This is a genomic window from Streptomyces sp. NPDC053367, assembly GCF_044545925.1.
Classification (GTDB): Bacteria; Actinomycetota; Actinomycetes; order Streptomycetales; family Streptomycetaceae; genus Streptomyces.
Map to the genome: position 1 here is coordinate 274,084 of NZ_JBITYN010000007.1, position 20,355 is coordinate 294,438.

Annotated in this window: 15 protein-coding genes and 1 pseudogene; 8 read left to right on the forward strand and 8 right to left on the reverse strand. The window is 73.8% G+C overall.

The window, feature by feature from the left end:
* Positions 1 to 96: 96 nt before the first annotated feature.
* On the reverse strand, positions 97 to 948 hold the full coding sequence (locus tag ACIGXJ_RS21260; protein WP_399647571.1) for an LLM class F420-dependent oxidoreductase: 852 nt from the start codon (positions 946 to 948) through the stop codon (positions 97 to 99).
* Between the two features lie 427 nt (positions 949 to 1,375).
* On the opposite strand from ACIGXJ_RS21260, the gene ACIGXJ_RS21265 reads away from it, so the two are divergent.
* Positions 1,376 to 4,339 carry a BTAD domain-containing putative transcriptional regulator gene (locus ACIGXJ_RS21265; protein WP_399647573.1) on the forward strand — a complete coding sequence of 988 codons (2,964 nt, stop codon included), beginning with the start codon at positions 1,376 to 1,378 and terminating at the stop codon, positions 4,337 to 4,339.
* 198 nt (positions 4,340 to 4,537) lie between these two features.
* Positions 4,538 to 4,723 carry a sigma-like protein gene (locus tag ACIGXJ_RS21270; protein ID WP_399647576.1) on the forward strand — a complete coding sequence of 62 codons (186 nt, stop codon included), beginning with the start codon at positions 4,538 to 4,540 and terminating at the stop codon, positions 4,721 to 4,723.
* Positions 4,724 to 5,016: 293 nt separating this feature from the next.
* On the opposite strand, the gene ACIGXJ_RS21275 is transcribed toward ACIGXJ_RS21270, so the two are convergent.
* Positions 5,017 to 7,383, reverse strand: a complete 2,367-nt coding sequence (locus tag ACIGXJ_RS21275) for a PQQ-binding-like beta-propeller repeat protein (RefSeq protein WP_399647579.1) — start codon at positions 7,381 to 7,383, stop codon at positions 5,017 to 5,019.
* 177 nt (positions 7,384 to 7,560) lie between these two features.
* Entirely contained in the window at positions 7,561 to 8,283 is a 723-nt protein-coding gene (locus ACIGXJ_RS21280) for a VOC family protein (protein ID WP_399647581.1), read from the reverse strand.
* A 134-nt stretch (positions 8,284 to 8,417) separates the two neighbouring features.
* Here ACIGXJ_RS21280 and ACIGXJ_RS21285 point away from each other — a divergent pair, with 134 nt between their 5' ends.
* On the forward strand, positions 8,418 to 9,053 hold the full coding sequence (locus tag ACIGXJ_RS21285) for a TetR family transcriptional regulator (protein ID WP_399648097.1): 636 nt from the start codon (positions 8,418 to 8,420) through the stop codon (positions 9,051 to 9,053).
* 123 nt (positions 9,054 to 9,176) lie between these two features.
* Here the strand turns inward: ACIGXJ_RS21285 and ACIGXJ_RS21290 are convergent, their stop codons facing one another.
* Complete coding sequence (locus tag ACIGXJ_RS21290) at positions 9,177 to 9,629, reverse strand: Lrp/AsnC family transcriptional regulator (RefSeq protein ID WP_399647583.1); 453 nt, start codon at positions 9,627 to 9,629, stop codon at positions 9,177 to 9,179.
* Between the two features lie 82 nt (positions 9,630 to 9,711).
* Here ACIGXJ_RS21290 and ACIGXJ_RS21295 point away from each other — a divergent pair, with 82 nt between their 5' ends.
* On the forward strand, positions 9,712 to 10,335 hold the full coding sequence (locus ACIGXJ_RS21295; protein WP_399647586.1) for a LysE family translocator: 624 nt from the start codon (positions 9,712 to 9,714) through the stop codon (positions 10,333 to 10,335).
* A 106-nt stretch (positions 10,336 to 10,441) separates the two neighbouring features.
* Positions 10,442 to 11,107: a pyridoxal 5'-phosphate synthase gene (locus ACIGXJ_RS21300; RefSeq protein WP_399647588.1), complete on the forward strand. Its 666-nt coding sequence runs from the start codon at positions 10,442 to 10,444 to the stop codon at positions 11,105 to 11,107.
* A gap of 180 nt (positions 11,108 to 11,287) precedes the next feature.
* Here ACIGXJ_RS21300 and ACIGXJ_RS21305 read toward each other — a convergent pair.
* Positions 11,288 to 12,166 (reverse strand): annotated as a pseudogene (locus tag ACIGXJ_RS21305) (GNAT family N-acetyltransferase); the annotation flags it as partial.
* Complete coding sequence (locus ACIGXJ_RS21310) at positions 12,163 to 12,762, reverse strand: GNAT family N-acetyltransferase (RefSeq protein WP_399647590.1); 600 nt, start codon at positions 12,760 to 12,762, stop codon at positions 12,163 to 12,165. The pseudogene ACIGXJ_RS21305 and the gene ACIGXJ_RS21310, both read right to left, overlap by 4 nt.
* Before the next feature lie 360 nt (positions 12,763 to 13,122).
* On the opposite strand from ACIGXJ_RS21310, the gene ACIGXJ_RS21315 reads away from it, so the two are divergent.
* Both ACIGXJ_RS21315 and ACIGXJ_RS21320 read left to right on the forward strand, forming a co-directional pair.
* Complete coding sequence (locus ACIGXJ_RS21315) at positions 13,123 to 14,325, forward strand: flavin-containing monooxygenase (RefSeq protein WP_399647592.1); 1,203 nt, start codon at positions 13,123 to 13,125, stop codon at positions 14,323 to 14,325.
* A 194-nt stretch (positions 14,326 to 14,519) separates the two neighbouring features.
* Positions 14,520 to 16,742, forward strand: coding sequence for an acetate--CoA ligase family protein (locus tag ACIGXJ_RS21320; protein ID WP_399647594.1), 2,223 nt, complete (start codon positions 14,520 to 14,522; stop codon positions 16,740 to 16,742).
* A 61-nt stretch (positions 16,743 to 16,803) separates the two neighbouring features.
* On the opposite strand, the gene ACIGXJ_RS21325 is transcribed toward ACIGXJ_RS21320, so the two are convergent.
* Positions 16,804 to 18,045: an MFS transporter gene (locus ACIGXJ_RS21325; protein WP_399648099.1), complete on the reverse strand. Its 1,242-nt coding sequence runs from the start codon at positions 18,043 to 18,045 to the stop codon at positions 16,804 to 16,806.
* A gap of 186 nt (positions 18,046 to 18,231) precedes the next feature.
* On the opposite strand from ACIGXJ_RS21325, the gene ACIGXJ_RS21330 reads away from it, so the two are divergent.
* On the forward strand, positions 18,232 to 19,359 hold the full coding sequence (locus ACIGXJ_RS21330) for a GlxA family transcriptional regulator (protein WP_399647597.1): 1,128 nt from the start codon (positions 18,232 to 18,234) through the stop codon (positions 19,357 to 19,359).
* A gap of 514 nt (positions 19,360 to 19,873) precedes the next feature.
* Here ACIGXJ_RS21330 and ACIGXJ_RS21335 read toward each other — a convergent pair.
* Positions 19,874 to 20,332: an ATP-binding protein gene (locus tag ACIGXJ_RS21335; protein ID WP_399648101.1), complete on the reverse strand. Its 459-nt coding sequence runs from the start codon at positions 20,330 to 20,332 to the stop codon at positions 19,874 to 19,876.
* Between the last annotated feature and the right edge of the window lie 23 nt (positions 20,333 to 20,355).

Genomic DNA, 20,355 nt, shown 5'->3' on the forward strand with positions numbered 1-20,355 from the left:
GTCGGGCTGATCAACACCCACCAGGGCTTTTTCCGGCCAGCGGGCCGGTCCGTACAGGCCCGGTACAAGCCCGCGCGGGCCCTCCCGCACGGGCCCTCACCCCGTCACCAGGCCCGCCATCCCGTCCAGCGCCCGCAGCACCTCCGTCTCGTCGCCCGTGGGCAGTTGCGCCACGACCTCCTCGATGCCCAGCTCGGCGAAGTGCGCGAGCTTGCCCGGGTTGGGGCGGACCGCGTACGGCACGACCTGCAGGGCGTCCGGGTCGCGGCCCGCGTCGGCCCAGCGGGTGCGCAGCCGCGGCAGGGACTCGGACAGACCGCGCCCGCCGAGGGGCAGCCAGCCGTCGGCGTAGGCGCAGACGTGGTCGAACAGCTTGGGCCCGGCGGCCCCGCCGACCAGGGTGCGCGGGCCGGTCACCGGGCCGCGCGGCTCACGCACCGGCTTGGGGTGCGCGAAGCTCGGCCGCACGCTGCCGAACTCGCCCTGGTAGCCGGTCGGTTCCTCGGCCCACAGGGCCTGCATCAGCCGCATCCGGTCGAGGACGAGGTCGCGCCGGGTGCGCCGGTCGACGCCGTGGTCGGCGGCCTCCTCCAGGTTCCAGCCGAAGCCCACGCCCAGCGTGAGCCGCCCGCCGGAGAGGTGGTCGACCGTGGCGGCCTGCTTGGCCAGGACGATCGGGTCGTGCTGGGCGACCAGGGTGACGCCCGTGCCCAGCCCGAGCCGCTCGGTCACCGCGGCGGCCTGGCCGAGCGCGACGAAGGGATCGAGGGTTCGGCCGTACTCGCGCGGCAGCTCACCGCCCGCGGGGTACGGGGTCGTCCGCTCGGTCGGGATGTGCGTGTGCTCGGGCAGGTACAGCCCGGCGAAGCCCCGTTGTTCCAGTTCCCGGGCGAGCCGGGTCGGGGTGATCGTCTCGTCGGTGAGGAAGATGGTGACGGCGATGCGCATGCCCCATCTCTACCCGCGCACGGCCCCGAGCGCGCGGCCCGGAAACCGCCGAAGGGGGCCTCCGTGGCGCGGCCGGCCTCTGCTCACGCCGGCCCCGCCCGCGCACGGCCGGCGTGCGACACGGAAGGCGCGGGCCACGTCGACGGACCGGACCTGGCCGACGAGGCCGCGGTCGGAGAGGCGACAGCCGGCGGCTCGCCGGTGTGGCCGTCGGCGGAAATGATGCGCGGGAAGTCGGTGTTGGCCTCCATGTGGGCCACCGCGCAGGCGATCTGACGGACCGTCGAACGCGCGGTCGGGAGGAGCGGATGTGAGGGCTTTGTGCACTCCCGCGCGCCGGTCTGTGATCGGCGTCTCGCACGGCTGACGCATCCGCCATGAACAAGGCAGACTGACGGAGTTGTTCGGGATGTCTAGGGGGACGACGATGGACGGGGTACCGCGCGTACCGGAGCAGCGCCGTCGTGGCTCTGAGGAGCCCGCGCCGCTGCGCTTCGCCGTGCTCGGACCGGTGCGTGCCTGGCGGATCGAGGGGGCGCCCGAAGAGGATTCCCGGTCACCGGTCCCGACCGGCTCCCCCCAGCAACGCGCCCTGCTCGCCGCCCTGCTGCTCCGTGAGGGCCGTACCGCCACGGCCGCCGAGCTGATCGACGCGCTGTGGGGCGAGGAGCCGCCCTCGCAGGCACTGGCCGCGGTACGGACGTACGCCTCCCGGTTGCGGAAGGCGCTGGGCTCCGGGGTGCTGGTCAGCGAGTCCGGCGGCTACGCCCTGCGGGCCCCGGGGGCACTCGACCTCACCCTCGCCCAGGACCTGGTGACGGAGGCGGAGAAGGCCCGCCAGGCCGGAGACCCGGGCGAGGCCCGCACCCTGCTCGGCCGCGCGCTCGCCCTGTGGGACGGCGAACCCCTGGCGGGCGTCCCCGGCCCCTACGCCGAGGCCCAGCGCGTGCGCCTGGAGGAGTGGCGCCTGGGCCTGCTGGAGAGCCGGCTCGACCTCGACCTGGAGCAGGGCTGCCACGCGGAGGCGGTCTCCGAGCTCACGGCTCTCACCGCGGCACACCCCCTGCGCGAACGCCTGCGCGAGCTGCTGATGCTCGCCCTCTACCGCAGCGGCCGGCAGGCGGAGGCCCTCGCGGTGTACGCCGACACCCGCCGGCTCCTCGACGACGAACTGGGCGTCGACCCGGGCCCTGGGCTGCGCGAGCTGCAGGAGCGGATCCTGCGGGCCGACCCCGGCCTGGCGGAACCGGCTTCGGGGACCGCCGAGCCGGCCGTCGTCCCGGTCCGCCCCGCCCAGCTGCCGGCGACGGTGCCGGACTTCACCGGGCGCGCGTCCTTCGTGTCCGAGCTGAGCGAGGTGCTGACCTCGTCCGAGGGCCGCGTGATGGCGGTGTCGGCGCTGGCCGGCATCGGGGGCGTGGGCAAGACGACCCTGGCGGTGCACGTCGCCCACCAGGCGCGGCCGGCCTTCCCGGACGGGCAGCTGTACGTCGACCTCCAGGGCGCCGGCCCTCGCGCGGCGGAGCCCGAGACCGTCCTGGGCGCCTTCCTGCGCGCCCTGGGCACGGCCGACTCGGCGATCCCGGACTCCCTGGAGGAACGCGCGGCGCTGTACCGGTCGGTCCTGGACGGCCGGCGCGTGCTGGTCCTCCTGGACAACGCGCGGGACGCGGCCCAGGTGCGCCCGCTCCTCCCCGGCACGGACGGCTGCGCCGCGCTCGTCACCTCCCGGGTGCGGATGGTCGGCCTGGCCGGGGCCCACCTCGTCGACCTGGACGTGATGTCCCCGGAGGAGGCCCTCGCCCTCTTCACCAGGATCGTCGGCGACGAACGGGTGCGCTCCGAGCGCGAGGCCGCCCTGGACGTCGTCGCGGCCTGCGGTTTCCTCCCCCTGGCCATCCGCATCGCGGCGTCCCGCCTCGCCGCCCGGCGCACCTGGACGGTCTCGGTCCTGGCGGCCAAGCTCGCCGACGAACGCCGCCGGCTCGACGAACTCCAGGCGGGCGACCTGGCGGTCAAGGCCACCTTCGAACTGGGCTACGGCGCCCTCGAACCGCCCCAGGCCCGCGCCTTCCGCCTCCTCGGCCTCGCCGACGGCCCGGACATCTCCCTGGCCGCGGCCGCCGCCGTCCTGGACCTGGACATCGAGGACACCGAGGACATCCTGGAGTCCCTGGTCGACACGTCCCTCCTGGAGTCCGCGGCACCCGGCCGCTACCGGTTCCATGACCTGGTGCGGCTCTATGCGCGGGCTTGCGCGGAGAGGGACGAGTGGCCGCCGGGCGAGCGGGACGCGGCCATGTCGCGACTGCTGGACTTCTATCTCGCCACCGCGGCTCGGGTGTATGCGATCGAACGGCCCGGAGACCGGACCGTGGAGCATCTCGAGGCCACCGAGCACCCGGGGCAGCAGTTCCGCGACGACGGCCCGGCGCTGGACTGGTTGCACTCCGAGGCGGCCTGCATTCTTTCCTGCGTACAGCAGTCCCTGGAACCGAAGACCCTCCGGCGGGCCGTGGACCTGCTCCTGGCCGCGAAGGACCTCGCCGAGTCAGGAGCCAGTTCGCTCCGCTACGAAGCCGCTGCCCTCGCCGCCCGGGACGCCTCGGCCGCTGTCGGTGACGCCTACGCCGAGGGGCGGGCACGCACCACGCTGGCCCAAGTGCTCAGCCGTGCCGGCCGTTGGGAGGAGGCCGGCGAGGAAGCCGAGCGGGCCATCGAACTCGGGCGCCGCACCGACGATCCCTGGACCAACGGCAACGCCCACAACGAACAGGGCATCATCACCAACTGCCAGAACCGGCGCGCCGCCAGCGAAGCCCACCTCCTGGCAGCCATCCACGCGTTCCGACTCGACGGCAACAGGGCCGGGGAGGCGAGTGCGCTCTGCAATCTCTCGCGCGTCCTGGTGTCCTTGGGCCGCGTCACCCCGGCCATAGACCTGGTCCGCGAAGGCATCGCGATCTACGACCGGCTCGGTCTCACCTTCCGTCTGGCCAATGCCCGCTACGCGCTCGGCATCGCGCTCGGTCACGCCGGGAGACACGGTGAGGCGCTGGACGAGCTCACCGACGCGCTGCAGACGTTCGTCGAGAACCGGCAGCGTCTGTGGGAGGGGACGACTCACTTCCGCATCGCGCAGGTCCATCTGGCGGCCCGCCGGCCTGCGCAAGCGGCCCAGCACTCGGAGCAGGCGCTGTCGACGGGATGCATCGGCGGCGAGTGGATGCGGGCCAACATCCTGACCCTGCTGGGCCGTTCGCTCCAGCAGCTCGGCGAGACCGACCGCGCTCGGGCATGCTGGCGTGAGGCCCTCACGATCCACGAGGCGGCGGGCGCGCCGGAGGCGGACGAACTGCGGGGCCTCCTCCACCCGGCCGTGGCGGGCTGACCCCGCGTCCCGGCGTTCATCGAACGTTTATGGGCTGCTGCCACTCTTTGGTCATCGGGTCCGTCGCGTCGGGGGGCAGACGGGCCGAACGGGGCTCACGGATAAGGTGAACGCCCCGGAACGCCCGTTCGGCAGCCCTCGGGGGAGTTGCCGAACGGGCGTTGCCACCTCAGCGCTCTGTCACAGGGGAGTTCGCACATGAGCAACACCGAGAAGAACACCGAGGACATCACCACCCTCGACAGCCACATGCCGGCCCCGCCGAGCGACGGCACGATCACCACGCTCGACAGCCACATGCCGGTCCCGCCGAGCGACGACACCGTCACCACGCTCGACAGCCACATGCCGGCCCCGCCCGCCCTGGACCTGGACGGCAAGTAAGTCCCAGAACACTTCCATCCCGACGGGGATCGGCCGCGGTGGCGCGGAGGGGGAGCCACCGCGGCCGAGGTGTGTCCGGGGGCCGGTGCGGGGGGCGGGATGGCGGCGCAGCTCATGGGCGTACCGGACGCGTCGGGGCGTGTGTGGCGGGTGAGGCTCGCCGGGCGTAGCGTCTGCCGTGAGAGCGGTGACGGGTCCGCGCACGGCCCCCGCACCCCTCCCACCAGCGACGGCCGCCGTCTGGAACCCCCTTCCGTGCCCCGGTACGACGGCCGTCCCGCCCGAGGGCCGGGTTACGCCGTCCGGGCCGTTCCCGTCCCCTTCTCCGCATCCAGCGCGTACACGCAGCGGTCCTTGCTGCACGCGTAGACGATGCCGTCCCGCACGACCGGGGAGCCGGTGATCTCGCCGCCCGTGGCCAGCTTCCAGCGCAGCCGGCCGTCGTCGGCCTTCAGGGTGTACAGCAGGTGGTCGGTGGAGCCGAAGTGGATGCGGCCCTCGGCCACCGACGGCGCCCCCACGATGTCGCCGCCCGCCTGGAAGCGCCACTTGGGCGTGCCGGTGACGGCGTCCAGGGTGTACAGGCCGTTGCCGCTGCCGACGTGGACGTGGCCGCCCGCGACCAGGACCGGCTCGATGGAGGCGCGGCTCTCCGTGGCGATGCGCCAGCGGTCGCGGCCGTCGGTGGCGTCGAGGGCGTAGACGGTGCCGAGGTAGTCGGCGAGGTAGATGCCGCCGCCGGTGACGGCGGGGCCGGGCGCGTAGGCGGGCGGGCACAGGAAGACGGCCGGGGCCTCGAAGTGCCACTTGACGTGCCCGGCGGCGATGTCGATGGCGAGGACACGGGTGCCGGCGCTGACGTAGACGTAGCCGTCGGGTGCGGGGGTGAGCCGGACGGGGACGCCGCCGCAGGAGGCCGCGTCGCCGATGGGGTAGGACCAGCGCTCGTCGCCGGTGCGGGCGTCGAGGGCGCGCAGCCGGGCGTCCTGCCAGACGTAGACGGTGCCGTCGTGGACGGTGGGGCCGGCCTCGGGTGACTCGAAGTCGCTCTGGGCGCCGGTGAGCTCCCACAGCTTCTGGCCGCCGGCGGCCTCCCAGGCCTGTACGCCGCCGCCGCGGGTGCCGGTGACGACCGTGCCGCGGTCGGCCTTGAGGGAGTAGACCCAGGCGTCCGTCTGGAGGCGCCAGAGGTCGGTGCCCTCGCGGGCGTCCAGGGCGAAGAGCGTGGGCCCGTCGGAGGCGTGGATGCGGCCGTCCGCGACGGCCATGGACCAGGCGACGTCGCGGGTCTTGAAGCGGCGCCGGCCGGTGGCGACGTCGAGGGCGTGCACCTCGAAGGAGGTGACGTAGACGAGGTCGTCGGCGACGGCGGGCGTGCCCCAGACGTCGTTGGACATGCGGAAGCGCCACGGCCGCCAGGAACCGGGCGTCTCAGGGGCGGGCGCGGGCGGCTGCGCCGGGGCGGGGTCGGTGCCGTTGACGCCGCTGCCGGGGCGGGGCTTGGACCAGGCGGCGACGAGGCCGGCCTCGGGCGGGGGCGCCTTGACGGCGGCGGCGCGGGCGTCGGCGACCCGCGGGCCCGGACCGATGGGCACGGGCGCGCCGGCCAGCCGTACGGGGCCGGTGTCGGGGGTGCCGGACGGGGAGCCCACCGGGGCGGGCGGGTGCGGAGGCGGGGGCGGGGGCAGGACGGGGTGGGCCGACTGGCCCGGCCGGTGTCCGCCGGTGCTGCGGCCCGCGGCGGGGGCCGGCTTCGGGGCGAGGCGGCCGCCGCGGCGGGTCTCGATGAGGGCGACGGCCTTCTCGGGCAGCCAGGCGCTCGCGGTGCCGCTGTCGTCGGAGCCGGAGCCGAACAGGTGCGGGGCGAGCTGCGCCTGGAGGTCGGCGGGGGTGGGCCGGGCGGCGGCCTCCATCTGCATACAGGACTCGATCAGCGGGCGCAGCTCGTCGGGCAGGCCCTCCAGGTCCGGGCCCTCCCTGAGCAGCATGAAGACCGTCTCGACCGGGTTGGCGCCGTGGAAGGGCGGGTGGCCGGTCGCGGCGAAGACCAGGGTGGAGCCGAGCGAGAAGACGTCGCTGGCGCCGGTGACGCTGCGGGAGTCCTTGGCCTGCTCGGGGGACATGTAGGCCGGGGTGCCGACGGCGACGTTGGTCATCGTCAGACGGGTGTTCGACACGCCGGAGGCGATACCGAAGTCGATCACCCGGGGGCCGTCCTCGACGACGAGGACGTTGGAGGGCTTGAGGTCGCGGTGGACCAGCCCGGCGCCGTGGATGGACTGCAGCGCCTCGGCGACGCCCGCCGCGAGCCAGCGCACGGCCTGGGCCGGGAGCGGCCCGCACTCGTTCACTATCTCTTCCAGCGAGGGCGCGGGCACGTACGCGGTGGCCAGCCAGGGCACGGCGGCGCGCGGGTCGGCGTCGACCACGGCCGCCGTGTAGAAGCCGGAGACCGCGCGGGCCGCCTCCACCTCGCGCGTGAAGCGGACGCGGAAGAGCTGGTCCTCGGCGAGTTCCGTCCGGACGGTCTTGATCGCCACCCGCCGGCCGGACGCCGAACGCGCGAGATAGACCAGCCCCATGCCGCCGGCCCCCAGCCGTCCCAGCACCTCGAACGGCCCGATCCGCCGCGGATCGTGCTGCGTCAGCTGATCCACCACTTGCCTGCCACCTCCCCGTACGGGCCGCGTCACCCACGTATGTACGCGACCCCGTGCAGCGTCTCACCACCGCACCGCCATGGCGGCACGCACCCCGATTCTTCCTGGCGGAGCGCCGGGTTGCGAACCTGGTGAGAATTGGGGTGTCAGACCGCAAACAGGGGCAAAACCATCCGCTCAGCGCTCCAGGACGGCGAACGACGCCCCCTGGTTGTCGGTGACCACGCCCACAGTGCCGTAGGAAGTCGTGAACGGCGCGGCCTGGACCCGGCCCCCCAGCCGGCTCACCTCCGCCAGGGCCGCCTCGCAGTCCTCGACCCGGAAGTGGACCAGGAAGTGCGGCGGCATCTCGGTGGGGAAGACGTCGGTGACGGGGGCCCGCCCGAAGTCGGGCTCGGCGTCGGGGCCGAACAGGGCGTCGTGGAAGAGGCCGCCGTAGAAGACGTTGGCGCCCGCGGTGTCCCGGGCGTACAGCTCGGCCCAGACGAAGGTGCCGGGCTCGTGCCGCACCCCGAAGCCGGGGTGGGTGCCCGGCTGCCACAGGCCGAAGACGGCGCCCTCGGGGTCGGCGGCGAGCGCGGAGACGCCCAGCCGGCCGACGGGCAGCGGTGCCGCCACCACCTGCCCGCCCGCCTCCCGGACCCGCCGGGCCAGCGACTCGATGTCCGGGCTGGCGAAGTACACCGTCCAGACGGTGGGCATACGGCCGTCCGTCTTGTGGGCCAGCGCGGCGACCGGCTCGCCGCCCTTCAGCGCCCGCACGGAGCCGCCGTACCACTCCTCGAAGGTCCATCCGAAGAGCTCACCGTAGAACCGTTTCCCCGCTTCCACGTCGGGAAGCTGTGCGTCCACCCATGCGGGGACGCCCTCCGTGACCCGCGATGCCCTGTTTTCGGCCATACAAGAAAAGTAACGGCCGTTCACGCAGCGCGCAGACCAGGCACACCTCGCTCCGATCCCCCGTGCACCCCATTTGCAGTCGGCCGAATCGCGCTCCCATCACCCCTCGGTAAGCTGACGACATGACAGGACAAGTGCGTACCGTTGACGGCCGCGTGGCCGGTCGGCGTGGGCAGGCCACGCGGCAGAAGCTGCTGGACTGCCTCAGTGAGATGCTCAGCTCCTCTCCCTACCGGGACGTCAAGGTCATCGATGTCGCCCGGAAGGCGGGCACTTCGCCCGCGACCTTCTATCAGTACTTCCCGGACGTCGAGGGCGCCGTCCTGGAGATCGCCGAGCAAATGGCCGCCGAGGGCGCCGGGTTGACCGATCTGCTCGAGGGCCGCAGCTGGGTCGGCAAGGCCGGGTGGCAGACCGCGCAGGAACTCGTCGACGGTTTCCTGGAGTTCTGGCGCAAGAACGAGGCGATCCTGCGCGTGGTCGACCTCGGGGCCGCCGAGGGCGACAAGCGCTTCTACAAGCTCCGCATGAAGATCCTGAACTCGGTGAACAGCTCCCTGGCGGACGCCGTCACCGAACTCCAGTCCAAGGGCAAGGTCGACAAGGACGTCAACCCGGCCGCCGTCGCCGGCTCGATCGTCGCCATGCTCGCCGCGGTCGCCTCCCACCAGAAGGGCTTCACGTCCTGGGGCGTCAAGCAGGCCGAACTGAGGCCCAACCTGGCGCTGTTGGTCCACCTGGGCGTGACGGGCAAGAAGCCGACGAAGTAGCCGCAGATCTTTCCCCACCGTCTTGTCAGGCGCCCCCATAGGGGCGCGGGGAACTGCGCGAAGAGCGAAGGACGGCCGTGAGCCCGCGACGGCGATCAAGCCGGCGATCAAGCCTTACGGCGATCACGAGGGCAGCGGCCGGTCCTTCACCACATGCTTCATCACCAGGGTCGAGGTCAACCGCTGCACGCCCGGCAGAGTAGCCAGCCTCTCGTCATAGAGCCTCTGGAACGCCGCCAGATCGGCGGTGGCGACCCGCAGCAGATAGTCCGGCTCCCCGAACAGCCGCTGTGCGTCCAGCACGTGCTCCACCTCGGTCAGCGCGCGCTCGAACTCCACGACCGTGTCCCGGTCCTCCTGCCGCATGGACACGAAGACGAGCGCCTCGAAGGACAGCCCCACCGCCGCCGGCTCCACCACCGCGCGGTATCCGCTGATCGCCCCCGACCGCTCCAGCTCCCGCAGACGCCGGTGACACGGCGAGACACTCAGCCGCACCCGCGCGGCCAGCTCGGTCACGGTCAGCCGCCCGTCCTGCTGGAGCTCGGCAAGAATTTTCCGGTCCACGTCGTCCATGGGGCAGATCTTCCCTCATCGTACGAGAGGGCGGGCAAGATCCGGGAACACTTTCGGGGCATATGCGCATAGCGTTCCCGGTATGGACTCGGCTGCCCTCCTCTCCTTCCTCGCGATCGACCTGCTGCTGGTGTGCGTACCGGGCGCCGACTGGGCGTACGCCGTCGCCGCCGGGCTGCGCGGCCGCTCGGTCGGCGCCGCGGTGGGCGGTCTCGTCGCGGGCTACGCGCTGCACACGGCTCTCGCGGCGGCGGGCCTCGCCGTGCTGGTGGCGGGCTCCCCGGCGCTGCTCACCGCACTCACCGTGGCGGGCGCCGGCTATCTCGTACGGCTCGGCTGGGGCGTACTGCGCCGCCCGGGCGTTCCCGGCGCCGACGAGGAGCCGGTGCGCGGCGGCACCACGGGCGTCTTCCTGCGCGGCGCCACCATCAGCGGCCTGAACCCCAAGGGACTGCTGCTCTACCTGTCGGTCCTGCCCCAGTTCCTCACCACAGACGGCGACCGCCTCCCGGTGCCGGCGCAGACCGCCGCGCTCGGAGTGCTCCACATGGCGTGCTGCGCGGCCGTCTACCTCACCGTCGGCGTCGCGGCCCGCGCCGTCCTGCGCGCCCGCCCTGCGGCCGCCCGCGCGGTCACCCGCACCTCGGGCGCGGCGATGCTGGGGATCGGCGCGTTCCTGCTGGTCCAGCGCCTGGCCACGCTCTGAGCCCGGCGCCCGCTCCTTCGGTACGAGCCGGAAGTGGGGCCGGCCTCCGAGGCGGGGGTGCTGGGCCCGGGTGAGCCCGTGCGGCGGTGCCGGACATACTCGGGGCATGGCACAGGATCTGCACGAGCTGCTGCGGTCGCTGCGGGTGTGGGACCCGCAGGTCACCGAGCTGCCGCCGTTCGACCCCGGCACCGCGCCCGCCGAGCCGCTCGACCTCTTCACGCGGTGGTTCGCGGAGGCGGTGGCCGCAGGACAGACCGAGCCGCACACCATGAGCCTCGCCACGGCGGACGAGACAGGCCTGCCCGACGTACGGACCGTGATGCTGCACGGCGCCGACGCCGGCGGCTGGGCCTTCGCCACCCACGCGACGAGCCGCAAGGGCCGCCACCTGGCCGGCCGGCCGTACGCCGCGCTCGGCTTCTACTGGCCGGTCCTCGGCCGCCAGGTGCGCGTCCGGGGACCGGTGACCGCCGCGCCCTCGCAGGAGGGGCAGGCGGATCTGCACGCCCGCTCCACCGGGGCGCTGGCCGCCGCCCTCACCGGCCGGCAGAGCGAGGTCCTCGGCTCGGCCGACGAGTTGGCGCGGGCCTCGGAGGCCGCCTGGGAGCGGGCGCGCCGGCACCCCGACGCGCCGGTCCCGTCCTGGACGCTGTACCGGCTCCGCCCCGAGGAGGTCGAGTTCTTCCAGGGGGAGGAACGGCGCCGCCACGTACGGCTCACCTACCGGCGGGCCCAGGACGGCTGGGTGCGCGAACTGCTGTGGCCGTGACGCTCAGGCGGCCGTGACGCCCTGGGCGGTGGAGTCCTGGACGGTGGGGTCCTGGACGGTGGGGTCCTGGACGGTGGGGTCCTGGGCGGTTGGTTCTTGGGCAGTCGACTCTTGGGCGGTGCGGCCCGGGGCGGCGCGCGCTTGGGGCGTGCGGGCTTGGGGCGTGCGGGCTTGGGCGTCGGGGTCCTGGGCCGTGAAGTCGTACAGCGCGAAGTCCGCCACCGGGCGGTAACCGATCCGCTGGTACAGGGCGTTGCTGGTCGGGTTGGCCAGGTCGGTGAAGAGCAGGACCTGTTCGGCGCCGCGCTCGCGGGCGAGCCGGCTCACCTCGGCCGTGACGGCTCCGGCGTAGCCCCGGCCGCGCAGACGGGCCGGGGTGTAGACGGGCGCGACCCGGATCTGGCCGGCCACCGGCGGGGTCAGTCCGGCCATGGAGAGGGGGGTCCCGTCGGGGGCCTCCCAGAGGACGACACCGCCGTACGCGAGGCGGGCGTCCGCCCAGGAGCCGCCGCGTCCGCCGTCGTCCTCGCCGATGTCCCGGTGGAACTCCCCGAACCAGCGCACCAGCAGGTCCCGGTCCGCCTCCTCGGCGATCCTCGGCCGCCCCTCGGGCACCGGCTGCGGCACGGTCAGCGCGTCCAGCCGGTACAGCCGCTGCCGCTGCCGCTCCCCCACCTCGGGCGTCACGCCGGTGTGCCGCTGCCAGGCCTCGGCGAAGAGGCCGGCGGTCCCGGCCTCCGCACCGACGCCGGGGACCCGGCGGCCCACGGCGGCCAGGTGCGCCGCCAGCGAGTCGGCCTGCGCGGCGGTGAGCGGCGTGAGGCCCAGCCGGTGCGGCGGGGTGCGGAAGCAGGCCGCCCGTACGGCCCCGGCCTCCTCCAGCACCCCGAAGAAGGGCGCCTCGTCGCCGTACGCGCGCGGTCCGCGCGTGCGCAGGCCCTCGGTCACGGTGAGGACGACGGTGTGCAGATCCGGACGCGAGTGCAGGAACGTTCCTGCACGGGCGAGGAAGTCGTCGAGATCCTCGGTCAGCCGCCAGCCCGCTCCCCCGCCGCTCACGCCGGCACCTCGGGGTCGGTGGCGAGGCGGGCGTGCAGATGGACGTCCCGGAAGGTCTCCCGGCGCTCGTCCTCCCACATCGCCCCGCGCAACGTCCCCTCGTACGGGAACCCGCACCGCTCGGCGACACGGCAGGACACGTCGTGCCCGACCGCGTGGCCCAGCTCCAGCCGGTGCAGGCCGAGGTCGGTCAGCGCCCAGTGCGCGGTGAGCCGCAGGGCACGCGCGGCGACGCCCCGGCCACGGGCCTCGGGCAGCACCCAGTAGCCGACCCGGGCGACCCGCATGAGGTGGTCGATCAGGTTCACGCCGATCTGCCCCAGAGTCGTACCGCTCTCCGCGTCGGCGATCCGGAAGGTGACATCCGCGCCGTCCGCCGCGCGCTCCGCCTTCGCGCGCAGCGAGGCATGGGCGCTCGCGAGGTCCTCGACCGGCTTGAGGGGGGTGTTCCAGCGCCGGAACTCCGGGTCGGTCAGCCCGCGCAGCCACGCCTCCGCGTCGGCCGGGGAGTCGGCGTCCCAGGACACCAGCCGCAGACCGTGGCCGGACACCGGGGGGACCGTGCTGGTGAGGAAACGTTCATGTATCGACGTCATCCATCCATTCAAGCGAGCCCGCGCCCGTTGTCACCACGGACTTCGAACACCGGCACACCTTCCCTGAAGTCGACCTGCGGCTCGCCGGAAGACGGGAGACGGACGGCGGACGGCGGACGGCGGACGGCGGACGGCGGACGGCGGACGGCAGAGGGGAAAGGCGAGAGGGAGACGGGTCTGACGGCACGTCAGGTCAGGACGCCGCGGCGGACCCGGCACCCGCTCGCCCACCGCACGTCGGCCTCGTCCGCGCATCCGCCACACGTTCCGCCACACCACCCCCTCACCCGTGACCATTCCGCAATCAATTCCGGTCTTGACCGAGACCCATCAACCCGGCACGTGATTACGCTCGCGGACATGGCCGACCCCACAGCGTCCGCACCCCCCACGGCAGCGACCCCCGCCGAGCGCCCCGTCTACGTCATCGGCGGCGGCCCTGGCGGACTCGCCGCCGCGTACGCGCTGCGCTCCCGCGGCATCCGTGCCGTCGTCCTGGAGAAGTCCGACGCCGTCGGCGCGTCCTGGCGCCGCCACTACGACCGGCTGCGCCTGCACACCACCCGACGCCTGTCCGCCCTGCCCGGACTGCCGATACCCCGCCGCTTCGGCCGCTGGGTGTCGCGGGACGACGTCGTGCGCTACCTGCGGAAGTACGCCGAGCACCACGACCTGGAGATCGTGACGGGCGTCGAGGTCTCCCGCGTCGAGCGCACCCCGGACGGCACGGGCTGGCTGCTGCACGCCACCGGCGGCCGGCAGCTCACCGGCGCCGCCGTCGTCGTCGCCACCGGCTACAACCACACCCCCCGCATCCCCGACTGGCCGGGCCGCGACGCCTTTCCCGGCGAGTTCCTGCACGCCTCCCACTACCGCAACGCCGAGCCCTTCTCCGGCCGTGACGTCCTCGTCGTCGGGGCCGGCAACACCGGCGCGGAGATCGCCGTCGACCTCGCCGAGGGCGGCGCCGGGCGGGTACGGCTCGCCGTGCGCACGACCCCGCACATCCTGCGCCGCTCCACGGCCGGCTGGGCCGCCCAGTACACCGGCGTCCTGGTACGGCGCCTGCCGGTCGGCCTGGTCGACCTGCTGGCCAGGCCGGTGGCCCGGCTGAGCGTGCCGGACCTCTCCGCGCACGGCCTGCCCCGCCCCGGCACCGGGCTCTACCGCAGGGTCACCGAGGGGGCGATCCCCGTCCAGGACGTCGGCCTGATCGACGCCGTACGCCGGGGCCGGGTCGAGGTCGTGGTCGCCGTCGACTCCTTCGAGGGCGACGCGGTCCTCCTCGCCGACGGCACCCGCGTCACCCCCGACACCGTCATCGCCGCGACCGGCTACCACCGGGCCCTGGAGGGACTGGTCGGCCACCTGGACGTCCTCGACACCCGCGGCCGGCCGGTCGTGCACGGCGCCCGCACCCCGCGGCACGCCCCCGGCCTCTACTTCACCGGCTTCACCAACCCCATCAGCGGCATGCTCCGCGAACTGGCCATCGACGCCCGGAAGATCGCCCGATCCATCGCCCGCCAGGCCGGCCCCGAGGTGTCCCGCCTGCCGTCCTGAGCACCCGGCCGACGCCGTCGGGCGGCGGCGGGCGCCCCTGGCCCCGGCCCTGGGTCCGACGCCGGCCCCGCCCCCTCCAAGCTTCACAATCTTTGCCCGCACGAGCCGTTCCTGAGTATGTGTCCATTCAGTAACCTGACAGAGCGTCAGTTGTCGGAGCTGTCTCGAACTGTCATGACAGGAGCGGGCGGACGATGCTCGGATCGACCCACGGCACCCTCACCACCGACTCCCGCCGGGCCCGCGTCATCGCCTGCGGTGAGCACCGACCCGGGCCCGCCGTCCACGGCCGTCCGGCCGACGACCTCGATGTCAGCGGGCGGCCCCTGCGCGCCGGCGTACCCGAACTGGACCGCCTGTTCCGCCCCGAGTCCGTCGCCGTGATCGGCGCCTCGGACGCCGACGGTTGCCCGGACACCGGCGTCACCCGGCGGTTGCTGTCCTGGGCCGAGCGGATGGGTGCCCGGCTGTACCCGGTCCACCCGGGCCGCGCCGAGGTCTTCGGCTTACCCTGCGTCCCTTCCGTCGCCGACCTGCCCGAGCAGGTCGACCTCGCCGTCCTGCTGGTCGCCGACCCCCTTCCGGTGATCGAGGAACTCGCCGCGGCCAAGGCGAAGTTCGCGGCCGTCCTCGCGTCCGGGTCCGCGGAGACGGACGAGCCGGACGCTGCCGCGCCGGCCCGGCTGGCCGCCGCCGTCGGCGGGTCCGGGATGCGGCTGCTCGGGCCGAACACCGACCTCAGCGTCTTCGAGCGGTTCCGGGACGACCTGCACGGCCCGGCGATCGCCCTGGTGACCCGGTCCGGACATCAGGGGCGGCCGGTGTTCGCGCTGCAGGAGCTGGGCGTGCGGCTCTCCCACTGGGTGCCGACCGGCCACGAGGCCGACCTGAAGGCCGCCGACTTCATCTCCTACTTCGCCGAGCAGCCCGAGGTCGGGGCCGTCGCCGCCTGTGTGGAGGGACTGAAGGACGGGCGCGCCTTCCTGCTCGCCGCCGACCGGGCCGCGCGGCGCGGGGTGCCGGTGGTCGCGGTCGAGGTGCGCCGCACGGAGACGGGCGCACGCCCGGCCGCCTCCCACACCGGCAGGCTGACCTGCGCGGACGACGTCGTCGACGCGGCGATGCGGCAGTTCGGGGTGATCCGGGTGGACGGCCTCGACGAACTCCAGGACACCGCGGCCCTGCTGGCCCGGGCACGGCCGCCGCGCGCCGACGGGGTCGTGGTGTATTCGGTCTCGGGCGCCACGGGCGCGCATGTCGCCGGCCTCGCGGCCGGGCTCGGCCTGCGGCTGCCGGTGTTGTCCGAGGCCCGGCAGGCGGAGCTGCACCAGTGGATACCGGAGTGCCTGAGCGTGGCCAACCCGGTCGACTGCGGCGGCCCTCCGGCGGGCGACGAGCGCGGGCGGAGGATCATCGACTCGCTGCTGGACGATCCCGAGGTGGGCGTGCTGGTCTGCCCGGTCCCCGGGCCCTTCCCGCCACTGAGCGACCGGCTCGTGCGGGACCTGGTGGACGCGGCGGAGCGGACGGACAAGCTGGTGTGCGTGGTGTGGGGCTCGCCGGTGGGCACCGAGCCGGCCTACCGCGAGGTCCTGCTCGGCTCGTCCCGGGTGGCGACCTTCCGCACGGTCGGCAACTGCCTGTCGGCCGTGCGCGCCTACCTCGGCCACCACCGGTTCGTACGCGGCTACCGCTCCCCCTTCGACGAGGCTCCGCGCACGCCGTCGCCCTCCTACCGCAAGGCGCGCGAACTGCTGCGGCCGGGCCGCCGGTTGAGCGAGCACGCGGCCAAGCAGCTGCTGCGGGCGTACGGGATCAGGGTGCCGCGCGAGCAGTTGGTGACCAGTGCGGCCGCGGCCGTCCGGGCGGCGGGGCAGGTGGGCTACCCGGTGGTGCTGAAGGCGTCCGGCGCGCGGGCCGCCCACAAGAGCGAGCTCGGTCTGGTGAAGGTGGGGCTGACGTCGGCCGCGCAGGTCCGTGACACCTACCGGGAGCTGACGGAGGTCGCCCGCTACGAGGGTGTCGACCTCGACGGCGTCCTCGTGTGCCAGATGGTCGGGCACGGTGTGGAGATGGCGGTCGGCATCTCCCACGACGAGTTGTTCGGGCCGACGGTGCGGGTCGGACTGGGCGGGGTGCTGGAGGAGGTGCTGCGGGACACGGCCGTACGCGTGCCGCCCTTCGGTGAGGAGCAGGCGCGGACCATGCCGGCCGAACTGCGCGGTCGGGCCCTGCTGGACGGGGTGCGGGGGCGGCCCCCGGCCGACGTGGACGCGCTCGTGGAGGTCGTCCTGCGGGTGCAGCGCATGGCGCTGGAGCTGGGTGACGACCTCGCCTCGCTGGCCATCGACCCGCTGATGGTGCTGCCCCGCGGGCACGGGGCCGTGGCACTGGACGTGCTGGCGGTGTGCCGCTGAGATCACGACACCCGCGACCGAGCCCCCGCAGCCGGCGCCCCTCAGCAGGCAGAGCCCCGCGTCACGCCGGCGCCGGTGCCGCCGCCCGGCCCCGCCGGATCACCAGCACCATCAGCGTGGCCGCCGCGCACAGTGCGCCGGAGGCGAACCAGACGACGTCGTAGGAGCCGAAGTTGTCGCGGGCGACGCCGCCGAGGAAGGCGACCAGCGCGGCGCCGACCTGGTGCGAGGCGAGCACCCAGCCGAAGACGATGGCGCTGTCCTCGCCGTAGTGCTCGCGGCACAGGGCGAGGGTCGGCGGGACCGTGGCGACCCAGTCCAGTCCGTAGAAGACGATGAAGAACACCATCGGCAGGTGCACGTTCGGCGCCAGCAGCAGCGGCAGGAACAGCAGGGAGACACCGCGCAGCGCGTAGTAGACCGCGAGCAGCCGGCGGGCCTCGAAGCGGTCGGTGAACCAGCCGGAGGCGATCGTGCCGACGACGTCGAAGACACCGATGACGGCGAGCAGCGACGCCGCGGCGGTGACCGGCATGTGGTGGTCGTGGGCGGCGGGTACGAAGTGGGTCTGGATCAGGCCGTTGGTGGAGGCCCCGCAGATCGCGAAGGAGCCGGCCAGCAGCCAGAACGGCCCGGTGCGGACGGCCGAGAACAGCACGGTCACCGCCCGCCGAGCGGCCCCCGGCACGGGGGCGGGCTTCGGCACGAACTCCCCGGCTCCGTAAGGCCGCAGGCCCACGTCGGCCGGATGGTCGCGCAGCAGCAGCCAGACGAACGGGACGACGGCGAGGGCGGCGAGCGCGACCGTGACCGCGGCCGGGCGCCAGTCGTGGTTCTCCACGATCCAGGACAGCAGCGGCAGGAAGATCAGCTGTCCGGAGGCGGACGCGGCGGTGAGGATGCCGGTGACCAGTCCGCGCCGCGTGGTGAACCAGCGGTTGGTGACCGTCGCCGCGAACGCCAGCGCCATGGAGCCGGAGCCGAGACCGACCAGCAGGCCCCAGCACAGCAGCAGCTGCCAAGGCTCGGTCATCCACACCGTCAGCCCCGAGCCGAACGCGATCACCGTCAGGGCCACGGCCACCACCCGGCGGATGCCGAAGCGGTCCATCAGCGCGGCCGCGAACGGGGCGGTCAGCCCGTACAGCGCCAGGTTGATCGAGACCGCCGCGCCGATCGTGCCGCGTGACCAGCCGAAGTCCTCGTGGAGCGGGTCGAAGAGCAGACCCGGCAGGGAGCGGAAGGCGGCCGCGCCGATGATCGTCACGAAGGCGACCGCGGCGACGAACCAGGCGCGATGGATGCGCCGCCCGTGCGAGGCGCCCTTGGCGGTCTCAAGGTTCTCGGGGCTCTCAGTGCTCTCCGGGCCCTCGGGGTTCTCGGCGGGCTCTGCCGCCCTCTCGGTTGTCTGGCTCACGTCATCCAGCCTCCCGGTGCGGGCCCACTCCCATCGAGTGGCCCGAAGGACAGCGTTCGCTAGGATCGGGCCATGAGTCAGGACCGGGCCGTGAGCCATGAGCCGGAGTTCCGTCCGCACCGCGTCGTCGTCCTCGCCCTCGACGGGCTGCTGCCCTTCGAGCTGGGCATCCCGCACCGCATCTTCGGCCGGCCCAAGGACGCCCAGGGCCGCCATCTGTACGAGGTGATCACCTGCTCGGTGCGCCCGCCCGGCCCGGTCGAGACCGACGCCGACTTCGCCGTCCACGTCGCCCACGGGCCGGAGGCCCTCGCCACCGCCGACACCGTGATCGTCCCGGCCTCCTACGAGCTGGGCCCGGTCTTCGAGCAGGGCGTGCTGACCGAGGAGCTGGCCGCCGCCTTCACCCGTATCCGCCCCGGGACCCGGCTCGCCTCGATCTGCACCGGCGTGTACGTCCTGGCCGCCGCCGGGTTCCTCGACGGGCGGCCCGCGACCACGCACTGGGCCGACGCCGCGCACTTCCGGCAGGTGTTCCCACAGGTCGACCTGGACCCGGACGTGCTGTTCATCGACGACGGCGACGTGCTGACCTCCGCGGGTGTCGCGGCCGGTATCGACCTGTGCCTGCACATCGTGCGCCGTGACCACGGCACGGCTGTCGCCAACGAGGTCGCCCGCCGCACCGTCGTACCGCCGCACCGCGACGGCGGGCAGGCGCAGTACATCGAGCGGCCCGTGCCCGATCCGCAGACGGCGACCACGACGGCGGCCCGCGCCTGGGCGCTGGGACGGCTGCACGAGCCGATCCAGCTGCGGGACATGGCCGCGCAGGAGGCGATGTCGGTGCGCACCTTCACCCGCCGCTTCCGGGAGGAGGTCGGCATCAGCCCCGGCCAGTGGCTGACCCAGCAGCGCGTGGAACGGGCCCGGCATCTGCTGGAGTCCACCGGCCTTTCGGTCGACCAGGTCGCCCGTGACGCCGGTTTCGGCACGGCCCAGTCCATGCGCCAGCACCTGCAGACGGCCCTCGGCGTCACACCGACCGCGTACCGCCGCACCTTCCGCATCAGCCGCGACTCGGCCCCGCCCCGCACGGACACCCGGGACGGCGGCAGCAAAGACGGCGGCAGCCTCCTCGCCCGGCACACGACCGAGCGCACCACCCAGCACATGACCAGCCACATGCGACAACGGTAGGAGCCGGCACCGACAACGCCCCCACACGCCGCCCCCAGCCTGTGGACAACTCCCGCGCCACAGAAAAGAGAGGGCCCTCGGAACTTCCCGAAGAGTTGTCCACAGCCTGTGGAGAAGAAAGCCGTGCACGACGCCGGCGCGGCGGAGGTAGCCGAAGGCGGCCGAGCCGGGTCGCCCCACAGGGCTCCGGCCTGCGGCGCGCAACTGCCCGCCCCGAGCACGGCATCGCGCGCCGCCGACCGGCCTCGGCGCACCCTCCCCGTCCCCCGGCCTCTGACGAAGCCCCGGGGGAACCGACGCCGAACGACGACCCACACTCGCCGAGGGCTCCCGTCACCGAAACCCTCGCCGTCCCCTCGCGGCGAATCGCTGACCACAAGCGTGATCAAACGGACACGAGACGTCAACACCTGTACGGCAAATAATTACTTACGCACCATTTGCGAGCGGGAGCGCACAGAAGCACATCCGGGCGCATCACCGACCACACCTGGGGCACACAGATCCTGATCCGTCAGACGGCCTCGTAGGCCAGCCCTTCGTACGCCGGCAGGCTGCCGCCGTAGGCGACGGACGCCGCACGCGGGCCGGAACAGCGGTCGAGCTCGCACCAGATGCGCTTGCCCCCGCCGTCAGGGCTCCAGCCCCAGCGGTCGGCGAGACCGTCGACGAGGGCGAGCCCGCGGCCGCCCGTCTCCTCGCCGTCGGCACAACGCGGCGCAGGGGCGCGCTCGCTGGTGTCGGCGACCTCCACGCGCACGGGCGCGCACCCGGTGGCGGGCGGCAGGGCGAGCCGCAGGACGGCCGGACGGCCGGTGTGCACCACGGCGTTGGTGACGAGTTCGGACACGAGCAGGATCAGCGTCTCGGCCAGCGGCTCGTCGGCCTCCACCCCCGCCCCGGCCAGCCGCGCACGCGCCCACCTCCGGGCCCGCCCCACCTCCGCGGGGTCGGGCCGGACCTCCAGCTGCACTTGAAGCACCTGCACCGCTCACA

What these genes read in the sequence shown, in the direction of transcription:
- ACIGXJ_RS21260 (WP_399647571.1), bottom strand. Translation starts at nt 948, where the DNA reads ATGCGCATCGCCGTCACCATCTTCCTCACCGACGAGACGATCACCCCG.
- ACIGXJ_RS21265 (WP_399647573.1), top strand. Translation starts at nt 1,376, where the DNA reads ATGGACGGGGTACCGCGCGTACCGGAGCAGCGCCGTCGTGGCTCTGAG.
- ACIGXJ_RS21270 (WP_399647576.1), top strand. Translation starts at nt 4,538, where the DNA reads ATGAGCAACACCGAGAAGAACACCGAGGACATCACCACCCTCGACAGC.
- ACIGXJ_RS21280 (WP_399647581.1), bottom strand. Translation starts at nt 8,283, where the DNA reads ATGGCCGAAAACAGGGCATCGCGGGTCACGGAGGGCGTCCCCGCATGG.
- ACIGXJ_RS21290 (WP_399647583.1), bottom strand. Translation starts at nt 9,629, where the DNA reads ATGGACGACGTGGACCGGAAAATTCTTGCCGAGCTCCAGCAGGACGGG.
- ACIGXJ_RS21295 (WP_399647586.1), top strand. Translation starts at nt 9,712, where the DNA reads ATGGACTCGGCTGCCCTCCTCTCCTTCCTCGCGATCGACCTGCTGCTG.
- ACIGXJ_RS21300 (WP_399647588.1), top strand. Translation starts at nt 10,442, where the DNA reads ATGGCACAGGATCTGCACGAGCTGCTGCGGTCGCTGCGGGTGTGGGAC.
- ACIGXJ_RS21310 (WP_399647590.1), bottom strand. Translation starts at nt 12,762, where the DNA reads ATGACGTCGATACATGAACGTTTCCTCACCAGCACGGTCCCCCCGGTG.
- ACIGXJ_RS21315 (WP_399647592.1), top strand. Translation starts at nt 13,123, where the DNA reads ATGGCCGACCCCACAGCGTCCGCACCCCCCACGGCAGCGACCCCCGCC.
- ACIGXJ_RS21320 (WP_399647594.1), top strand. Translation starts at nt 14,520, where the DNA reads ATGCTCGGATCGACCCACGGCACCCTCACCACCGACTCCCGCCGGGCC.
- ACIGXJ_RS21330 (WP_399647597.1), top strand. Translation starts at nt 18,232, where the DNA reads ATGAGTCAGGACCGGGCCGTGAGCCATGAGCCGGAGTTCCGTCCGCAC.